The 7,643-nt window shown below is 62.9% G+C and carries 6 protein-coding genes; 3 read left to right on the forward strand and 3 right to left on the reverse strand.

Annotation, left to right across the window (positions count from 1 at the left end):
* Positions 1–673 (forward strand): hypothetical protein (locus FN369_RS11150; RefSeq protein WP_178087732.1); only part of this gene is annotated, 673 nt, incomplete at its 5' end.
* Between the two features lie 44 nt (positions 674–717).
* Here FN369_RS11150 and FN369_RS06770 read toward each other — a convergent pair.
* Positions 718–3,252, reverse strand: coding sequence for a tetratricopeptide repeat protein (locus FN369_RS06770; protein WP_142525422.1), 2,535 nt, complete (start codon positions 3,250–3,252; stop codon positions 718–720).
* The gene (gene uvrA / locus FN369_RS06775) at positions 3,249–6,128 is read right to left on the reverse strand and encodes an excinuclease ABC subunit UvrA (protein ID WP_142525423.1); all 2,880 of its coding nucleotides are present in this window, start codon (positions 6,126–6,128) and stop codon (positions 3,249–3,251) included. Before uvrA ends, FN369_RS06770 begins: the two co-directional genes overlap by 4 nt.
* A gap of 167 nt (positions 6,129–6,295) precedes the next feature.
* On the opposite strand from uvrA, the gene FN369_RS06780 reads away from it, so the two are divergent.
* A complete protein-coding gene (locus FN369_RS06780) occupies positions 6,296–6,487 on the forward strand; it encodes a hypothetical protein (RefSeq protein ID WP_142525424.1) in 192 nt (63 codons plus the stop codon).
* Positions 6,488–6,494: 7 nt separating this feature from the next.
* On the opposite strand, the gene FN369_RS06785 is transcribed toward FN369_RS06780, so the two are convergent.
* Entirely contained in the window at positions 6,495–7,253 is a 759-nt protein-coding gene (locus tag FN369_RS06785) for a TlyA family RNA methyltransferase (protein WP_246189597.1), read from the reverse strand.
* Between the two features lie 191 nt (positions 7,254–7,444).
* Between FN369_RS06785 and FN369_RS06790 the strand changes: the two genes are divergently transcribed.
* Positions 7,445–7,643: hypothetical protein (locus tag FN369_RS06790; protein WP_142525426.1), on the forward strand; the 199-nt coding region annotated here is incomplete at its 3' end.

The following is a 7,643-nucleotide window of genomic DNA, read 5'->3' on the forward strand; positions in this document are numbered from 1 at the left end:
GCCGGAACCGCATGCCGATTTCGGCTGGCGGAGGGAAGAGGTCGGCGATCTCGATCTTTTTTGCGCGCGACACACGCTGCCGGAAGCCGATCTCTTTCTTTTTTCGGACCCCCCAACCCGCGCGGCCGACCTTCGGGCCGCTCTCTCCTTTCTGGAAAAAGGGGCGGACGCGCAAAAGACGTCCGGCCGGACGCTCGAGGCCTCTTCCTTCCTTTTCGAAAGGGAAGAGTCGGTCGGGATCGCCGGCCGAACTTCCCCCGGGAAGGGCCTGCCGGGCTTATCTCCGCTGCGCCTCTCGTCCCAAGAACTCCTCGATCTCTCCGCCGCCGTCTCTCTCTTGTTTTCCTTTCGTCCCGATCCAAGTCGCCTTCCGATCGAGGAAGAGATCCGCTGTCGGGCCGAAGGGATTCTCGCTTCCTGGCGCGCCCGACTTCCGATTCCGCATCCGACTCGCCCGATGGGAAAGAAAGACGAGGAACTCTCTCTGCCGCTCCTCGAAGCCGTCCGCGACGCCATCCGCGCGAAGAGGATCCTTCCGCTGGCGGAGCTGCTGGAACGCCTGCCCAGACGGATCGGCCGAGAGCAAGCCTTGTCCGCAGCGGGCGTCCTCTCCGAAGTCCAGGTGCGTACGGGGCCGTCGTTCGAGCCTCTCTTTTTCTGGCAACTTCCCTAGCTCCGCGCTTCCCTCAAGCTTTCGCCGCGAGAAGATCCGGCGAATCAAGACCCCTCCTCGAAGAGAAAGTGATCCCGCCGCAGCCGGTTCACTGTCTCGTGGAATTCCTCGCGGGTGGGACCTCCCAGCTCCTCCATCTTCCGGTAGATCGTCACGGCCCCCCTCCAATCTTGCGCTTTTTCCTTGAGAGAGGCCGCCTGGATCCCGGCTTCGATCCTCCATCGGATCTCCGGCGCAATCCGCCGGCCTGAACTCTCTTTCGGCACGGCCAAGCGGCCGTCCAAAACGTCGAGGTAAGCCGCCAGAGCGTCTTCCTCGCGTCCTTGTTTCTGCAAGGAGACCCCGAGCTTGAAGCCCGCCTCGTCGCGCTCCGCCGGATCGGCCGTCTTTTCCTTCAGGACTGCGGCAAACACCTTGGCAGCCTCCGCATAGGCCTTGGGATCGGCGGAGCTCTCCGCAAAGAGGCAATCGCCCTTTCGGAGGAGCGCTTCCGTCCGGATCGGCCCGGAAGGACTCTCCTCCAACACGGCATCGAAAAGGACCACCGCGTTGCGATATTCGCCGAGCTCCTGATCGATCTTCCCTTGCAAAAGCCTGGCCTCCGCTTTCCAGGAAGAGCTCTCGGGAACGCGATCGAGCAGATGGAGCGCATCGACCAAGTCACGACGGCCGATTGCGGCCTTCGCAGCCCAATAATAGGCGCAATCCGCCAAGGGGCTCTGAGGATAATCCTGCGCGACCCGCTCAAAATCGGCCTGAGCATCCACGAAGTCCTGGCCGTTGTAAAAAAATTGGGCCGCGCCGAAAAGCGCTTTCGGAGCCACGGAACCGGCCGTCCTGGAGGCCGCAAGATCGGCCAACCGTTGCCTCGCCTCCTCGGCGGTCAGCTTCCCGCTCCGATATCCGGCAAAGGCCCCTTGGTAGAGGGCTTCGGGCACCGACGGGTCATTGGGAAAGTCCTTGACCAGCCGTTCATAGTCCGCGAAAGCCCGCGCATCCTCTCCCGCCTCTGCGTAGAGACCGGCCAGTTGCAGCAAGAACTCCGGATGACTCGACTGGAGGCCGGGCTCCCGCAGTCCCGCTTCCAGGACCCGCTGCGCCTCCCTCGGTTTTTGGAGTTCTTGCAAAAGCGTCGCCTCCAGCAGGAGCAGTCGAGCCCGCAGGGAGCTTCGGGGGAAGCGTTCGTCGAAGGAGTGCTTGATCTTTTCGAACTCCTCGATCCGTTTTTCCCGAGCCAAGGCCACAAGCCGATTGAAGAGGCTCTCCTCCGGGAAAACGTCGGCCGCCTCCGCCAGACGGAAATTTTCCTCGGCCGCCGCGGTGTCCCCTCGCACGAGGGCGATCTCTCCCAGTCGAAAGGCGGAGTAGGGAGACAACATGCCGCCGCTCTTCTCGACCAGGCGCAAGGATCGTGCTGCCGCATCCCATCTTTCGTCTTGCTGATAGAGCCGGCCAAGAGCGTAACGAATCGCCGAATCGGATTCCGGCCCGAGTTTCCGACGGGAGGTCTCCTCCAAGAGGGCTTCCGCCCCCTCCCGATCTCCAGCGGCTTCCCGAGCCTTTGCGATCGCAAGAGCCACTTTCGCTTCCTCTTCCCGGCCTTTTTTATTCCGCTCCATCTCGGCGAGCTTCTTTTCCCCCTCGGGAAGCCGTTGGAGGGCCGCCGCACTCTCTAAGAAGCGCTCGACAGCCCGCAGCCAAAGCCCTCTTTTCTCCTCCAACGCGACGGCCTTTTCGAAAGCGGCCATTGCCCTGCCGGTTTCCCCGAGCTTTTCGTAAACCTCGCCCAAGCCCAGGTAGGCCTGTGCGAGAAGTTCTCTCGGGGCCCTTCCCATCCCGATCACCGCCTCGTAGAGGGTAGCGGCCCGAGCCGGATCGTCCGCCCGAGAAAGCTCCGCCAACCAAAAGCGAGCTTCGCAAAGGGCGTCTTCTCCGCAGCTCCCCTTTTGCGCTAACTGACGAAAGAGGGTCTCGGCCTCCGCGCGCCTTCCTAGGGAAAGAGCCATCCGGGCTTGAAGGAGCATCGCGCGCCTTTGCGTCTCGCCCGGAGGACCATGCGCAAGAGCCTCCAAAATCGATTCCGCTTCCTGCACGCGCCCCACATGCCACAAGCACCAACCAAGAGCGAGCCTCGCCCTCTCTGCGAGTGGACCAGGAAGCGGCTTTCCGAGAGCGGCCCGATAGTCCGAAGCGGCTTCCGTCCATCGCTCCTGGCCCGAAAGGCATTCCGCTAACCAGAAAAGAGCTTCTCCCGCCGCGGCTTTCGGGAGGCGACTTCGGGCTAGCGGGGCGAGCATTGCTTCCGCCTCTCGATACCGGCCGAGGAAATAGAGGGCTTTGCCCTCGAGAAGACGCGCGCTCAAAGCGAGAGGACTCTCCGGGAAATGGTTCCGAAAGCCCTCGACCTCCTGCACGCACCGAGCGAAGAGCCCATCCTCGAATGCGGTCAAAGCCGGCGCCAGTGCCTCCTCTTCGATCGAGGTTGCCGAAAGCTCCCCCGTCCAGAACGAGCGGCTCAACGCCAGACAGAGAAGGGCAATCCCAAAGCCGCATCGGCCGGACGATCGCTTTGCCCTCATTCTGCCCGGACCCTCTTCTCCGCTTCCCTTCCGACGATTCCCTCTCTCTGCTCGCGAAGGAATCGGCCCGTCCAGCTTGCCGGCTCCCCCGCTACTTCCTCCGGAGTCCCTTGGGCGACGATCCTTCCTCCTCCCTCGCCACCCTCGGGACCGAGATCGATGAGATAGTCGACACGCTGCAGCACACGCAGATTGTGCTCGATGAGAATGATCGTGTTGCCCGCGTTTCTCAACAGGATAAGGACTTCCATCAGCTTTTCGATGTCGGCGAGATGGAGTCCGGTCGTCGGTTCGTCGAGGATGTAGAGCGTCTTTCCGGCTCCTTGCCGGCCCAGCTCTGCGGCAAGCTTGATCCGTTGGGCCTCTCCGCCCGAAAGGCTGCTCGCCGACTGCCCGAGGCTCAGATAGCCCAGCCCGACCCGCGCCAAGGTATCGAGCTTCTGCCAAATGCCGGGAACCGAACGAAAGAACTCTCGACCTTCCTCCACCGTCATCGCGAGTATGTCCGCGATGCTCTTGCCCCGATAAGTGACCTCCAGGGTTTCCTGATTAAACCGCTTTCCCCCGCAAGATTGGCAGGGAACGAAAACCTCCGGCAGAAAGCTCATTTCGACCGCGATGACTCCTTGGCCTTGGCAGCGCTCGCACCTTCCCCCGGGGACATTGAAGCTGAAGCGGTCTGCTCCGTAACCCCGAACGCGCGCTGCGGGGAGACGGGCGAAGAGCATCCGAAGCTCCTGAAAGGCTCCGGAAAATGTCAGAGGGTTCGACCGAGGCGACCGCCCGATCGGTTCCTGATCGACGACGACGACTCTCTCCAGCTCTTCGGCTCCTTCAATCCTATCGTGCGCTCCCGATTCCTCCCGCGCCCCGTGCAGCCGCCGCCTCAAGGCGCGGCAGAGAACCTCGTTCACGAGCGTGCTCTTCCCGGAGCCGCTCACGCCGGAAACGGCGGTGAGGCACCCCAAGGGAAAACTCACCGTGATGTTGCGAAGATTGTTTGCGCGGGCTCCGATCACACGCAGCCACTCGCCGCTCGGCGATCTGCGGCGCTCGCTTCCCTTGGTTGCGGGCTCACGCAGAAAGGCTCCCGTAATCGATTGGGGCCGACTCAAAACTTCCCGGGGGGAACCCACCCCGAGCACTCTCCCTCCGAGCGGTCCCGCTCCGGGCCCCAGCTCGATCAGATAATCCGCCCCCAGGATCGTTTCTTCGTCGTGCTCGACGACGACCAACGTGTTCCCGAGATCACGGAGCTCGGCCAACAGGCCGAGAAGTCGCCGGTGATCGCGCGGGTGGAGTCCTACGCTCGGCTCATCGAGCACATAGAGCACTCCGCTGAGCCGCGCCCCAATCTGCGTCGCCAACCGTATGCGCTGGGCTTCCCCCCCTGACAGCGTTCTCGTCTCCCGATCGAGCGTCAGGTAGCCCAATCCGGCCCGGTTCAGGAACTCGAGCCGTTGACCGAGTTCGCGAAAGATGTCGGCGGCCACCGCCTTTTTCTCAGGAGGAATGGGAATCGCCTTCAACCAACGCTCCGCTTCGTCGACCGAAAAGGCGGCCGCCTCGCGGATGTTCCGCGGGGTCCAGCCGTTCGCTTGAATCGTCACGGCCAAAGTTTCCGGCCGCAGGCGAGCGCCCCGGCACGACCGGCAGACGGCCGGGGCCAGAAAAGGACGAAGCTTCGCTCGGAGAGCCGCCGAGCGTGCCTCTCGGTAGAGCCGCTCGAGGCCGGGGAGAGCCCCTTCGAAAGCGGTCTTCGGCTTCCCTCGTTTCGACTCGGGGCCGTCGTGCGCTCCCGTTCCCCGCAGCACGGCTTCCCGGAAGGCCTCCGAACACTCTTGCCAGGGTCGCCCCATCTCCTCTCCGAACTCTTGCGCGAGCTTCTCGAGCTCCTGTTGGTAAACCGATTGAAGGGCTCTGCCAAGCTTGCGCCAAGGCGCGATCGGCATTTGCGTAAGCGGAAGCAACGGATCCGGGACCACTACATCCGGATCGAAAGCAAGCTCGGTCCCCAATCCGTGGCACTCCGGGCAGGCTCCCAAGGGATTGTTGAAGGAAAAATGACGCGGCGAATATTCCGGAAATCGAAAACCCGTCTCCGGATCGAAGTGGCGGTCGCTGAAGAGGCGCTCTCCTTCCTCCCCTTCCGGCGTCCGGTACAGGAGAATGACCACGTCTTCGCCTGTCTTGAGCGTCAACTCGAGGGAATCGTGCAGCCGACTCCGTACTCCGGGTTCACAACGCAGGCGATCGACCAACACATCGAGGCTATAGGGCCCTTTGCCGGCAAGCTGCTCCGCCTCTTCCAACTCTAGGAGCTTTCCGTTCACTCGGACCCGGACAAAGCCCCGGCGGCGTATCCGTTCGACCGCTTGGCGCAGCTCCTTCCGGCTCCTCTCCCGAATCACCGGGGCGAACAATTGAATCAACGTGTCCCCGGGCAGGGCCAGGATCTCTTCGACCATCTCCGGCACGGTGTAGCGCCGCAGCGGCTTCCCGGTCAGCGGATGGTGGGGAGTGCCGAAGTGCGCAAAGAGAAGACGGAGGAACTCATAGATATCGGTCGCCGTGGCAACCGTCGACCGGGGACCGCCTCCCGATGTCCGCTGCTCGATCGCGATCGCCGGAGAAAGCCCCTCGATCCGGTCGACGTCCGGCTTCTCCCAAGCACCGAGGACCTGTCGAGCATAGCTCGACAAACTCTCGACGTAACGACGCTGCCCTTCGGCGTAGAGAGTGTCGAAGGCGAGCGAGGATTTCCCGGAGCCGCTCACCCCCGTAATGACGACGAGCTGATTGCGCGGCAGATCGACGTCAACATTCTGCAGGTTGTGCTCCCGCGCCCCGCGTATTTGAATCCATTGCTCTGCCATCGCGATCGGTCGGCCGCCTTGCTCCGCTAAGACACCGAAGAACGTACCATCCCTTCCCAACGGGTCAACCTTCCCTGGAGCGGCTCCGAAAAAGCGACCCATGGAGATTCCGGGGGCCGTGCCGAATCTCTTGCACTCGACGATCTCCGCCGATAGGATGTCAACAAATGCTCCGGGTTGTCCTTCCGGGTACGCTCGTACTGATCGGCGTCTTACTTTTAGCCGGCTGCGTCGGAGGAGGCGGACCAGTCGGAGGATTCGGCGGTCCCGGAGGATTCGGCGGCCCCGGGGAGTTCGGACCCGCAGGGCTGGGAATGTGGGACGATCCCTTCGGCGTCGGCTTCCCCATGTGGGAATGAACAACCGCTAGTGGTCCGAAGGTTCCGCTCTCTGGAGCAAACCCCAGAGAAACTCTTGGTTTCCAGATCCGCCCAGGATGGGCGAGGGGAGCACCCCGCGATCTTCGATTCGCGGGAATTCCCGCACCCAACGACGTAGATCTTGTACGACCCGATCCCGAACTCTCGGATCTCGAACGATGCCCCCCTTGCCAACTTCCGCCCGGCCTGCCTCGAACTGGGGCTTGATCAGCGCGATGTGCCAGCCCTCCGGACGAACGAGCGGAAAAAGCGCCGGAAGCACCAGGCGCAGGGAAATAAAGGAGACATCGACAGTCGCCAGATCCACGAGCTCTCCCACATCCTCGAGACGGAGCCGGCGGGCATTGATCCCCTCGCGGACCACGACGCGCGGGTCCTGCCGAAGCTTCCAATGGAGCTGGCCGCGACCTACATCGAGCGCGATGACTCTTCGTGCTCCCTGCTGCAAGAGGCAGTCGGTGAAGCCGCCGGTGGAGGCTCCGACGTCAAGACAGACCAATCCTGTGGGATCGAGGGAGAAAAAGCGAAGGGCCGCTTCGAGCTTATGAGCGCCGCGGCCGACATAGCGGTCGGGCCGCTCCAGCAGAAGAGCTCCTTCGGGATCGACCATTCGGCTCGGTTTGTCCGCCACGACTTCCCCGACGCGCACTCTCCCGGCCATGATCGCACGCTTCGCGGCGTCCCGACTTTCGCAGAGACCTCGCTCCACGAGGGCGAGATCGAGCCTCAACTTTCGTGGCCCCACATTTTTTTTCATAGAGAGACTGCGCCGGCCCGCGGATGCTTTTTTCTTCCCGACGCAACGAATTTTCGTTACTGGAGAGTTTAGCGCGATTCTGCAGGAAGGGGAGCGTTACGCTCCCGCCCCCACCGGACGAGTGAGTCCGATATGCTCGGTCGGCTTCGTCCTGTTGGAAGGGCTGGTGACAGGCTAAGATGAAAGAGGAACACTCTGCATCGACTGCCCGGCAGCTCTCCGGCCTTCCGGTGGACGGCAAGGTCTCCGCGATCGTCGCTCGGTCTCTTCTCTTAGAGCCTCCCGCCACGGTCGCTTCGGTCACCGCGGGGGTCTGTCATCTCTTCGAACGGCCGGCACCACCCTGGTGGTGGCCGACGACCCTGCTCACCGGCCTGA

Origin of the sequence: Methylacidimicrobium cyclopophantes (genome assembly GCF_902143385.2) — a bacterium.
Taxonomy (GTDB): Bacteria; Verrucomicrobiota; Verrucomicrobiia; order Methylacidiphilales; family Methylacidiphilaceae; genus Methylacidimicrobium; species Methylacidimicrobium cyclopophantes.

Bases quoted from the DNA above. Each gene is read 5' to 3' on its own strand.
- FN369_RS06780 (WP_142525424.1), top strand. From the start codon at position 6,296: ATGCTCCGGGTTGTCCTTCCGGGTACGCTCGTACTGATCGGCGTCTTA.
- FN369_RS06770 (WP_142525422.1), bottom strand. From the start codon at position 3,252: ATGAGGGCAAAGCGATCGTCCGGCCGATGCGGCTTTGGGATTGCCCTT.
- uvrA (WP_142525423.1), bottom strand. From the start codon at position 6,128: ATGGCAGAGCAATGGATTCAAATACGCGGGGCGCGGGAGCACAACCTG.